The organism is Neisseria sp. P0021.S007 (genome assembly GCF_051956855.1).
In genome coordinates, this window is the sequence record NZ_JBQCXA010000061.1 from 1 (window position 1) to 1,447 (window position 1,447).

The following is a 1,447-nucleotide window of genomic DNA, read 5'->3' on the forward strand; positions in this document are numbered from 1 at the left end:
AATAAACAGAAATATGAATATAAAAAGGCCGTCTGAAAGTTGGGAAATACTTTCAGACGGCCTTTGGTTTGATTGGAAAGAACATTTTTAAAAGACCGCGTGCGTGCGTACCGCACACACCCTACACATAGATTTCAAACTCTTTATGATTCATAGGTAGCAACTGTATTTTTCACCCCGTCGGGCAAAAATACAAAAACTCAAATCAAGCCGTTTGGATACCGTTTTCGGCAAAGTAATCGCGCATCCGGGCATTCAATATCGTCAGCAGTTTGCGCATACATGCCGTAACGGCAACCTTATACGGCTTACCCTTAGACAGCAGGCGCTGATAGAAATCCCGAATAAGCGGTTCAAAACGTGTCGCTACCACGGTAGCCATATACAGAGCCTTACGCACCGCAGACCTTCCGCCGAAGCAGCGGCTTTTGAATTTGGTTTCCCCACTCTCCCTCGGGTGCGGGGCAATACCGACCAGGCTCGCTATCCGTTTGTGGTTCAGCCGTCCCAATTCGGGCAGCATCGCCATCAGTGTAGCCGCCGTTATCGAACCGATGCCTTTGATTTGCTCTGCTACTTTGGCTTTGCCGTCAAAATGCGTGTGGGTGTGGTCGTCGATTTGTTTGTCCAAGTCATCAATCAACCTGTCAAAATGGGCAATCAGTTGTTTGACGCTTTCGACTTGTGTTTCGTGAACCTGATACAGACGGTTTTTCTCGGCAGTCCGCATATCCACCAGCTGGTTGCGGCGGTTAACCAAGGCTTCCAACACTTCTTCCGCTTCGGTGTGCGGGTGGTAGAGCATGGTTTGCCAACCTTCTTTCTGTGCCGTCATCTGTGCGAAGAAGGCGAGCATTTTGGCATCTTTGGCATCGGTTTTGGTCAGCGACTGCGATTGGGCAAACTGATGCGTCTGACGTGGGTTGGCGATAATCACGGCTATGCCTGAGCGGTGGATGGCTTTGGCGGCGGGAATTTCGAGACCGCCGGTGCTTTCCATCACGACGAGGGCGACGTTGTGTTTTTTAAGGTATTCGACGGTATGGGCGATACCTTTCGTGTTATTGGTTTCGGTTTTGGTCTTGGACAAAGACGAAACGGCGATGACGAAGTTTCGTTTGGCGATATCGATGCCTGCGTAATTGTATTGGGTACTCATCATAAACCTGCCTTGCATTCGGTTGTGTTATCTGGCAACTGTTCGGTTGTGTCGATGGGTTGCCCGACCGCTCCCTGAGCTACTTGACGGTTGTTTGCCTCGGGTGTGTACGGGTGGCGGCCGGGCGGTTTGTTGCTATGATACGGGTGTTCCGATATACAAGGGTGTGTGGTCTAGCCACGCACGCGGTTGACAGGGGTGCGGGCTACGGCTTGCTGAAAACGGGGTTTGGGTTTTCAGACGGCCTTACAAAGATTTAAAACTGACGATTAGTTGGAAAACTTGGAT

General features: G+C 50.4%; 1 protein-coding gene. It reads right to left on the minus strand.

All coding sequences use genetic code 11. The annotated features are described in order from the left end of the window. Positions 1 to 205: 205 nt before the first annotated feature. Positions 206 to 1,177: an IS110 family transposase gene (locus ACTHUR_RS11055; RefSeq protein ID WP_440398603.1), complete on the minus strand. Its 972-nt coding sequence runs from the start codon at positions 1,175 to 1,177 to the stop codon at positions 206 to 208. Between the last annotated feature and the right edge of the window lie 270 nt (positions 1,178 to 1,447).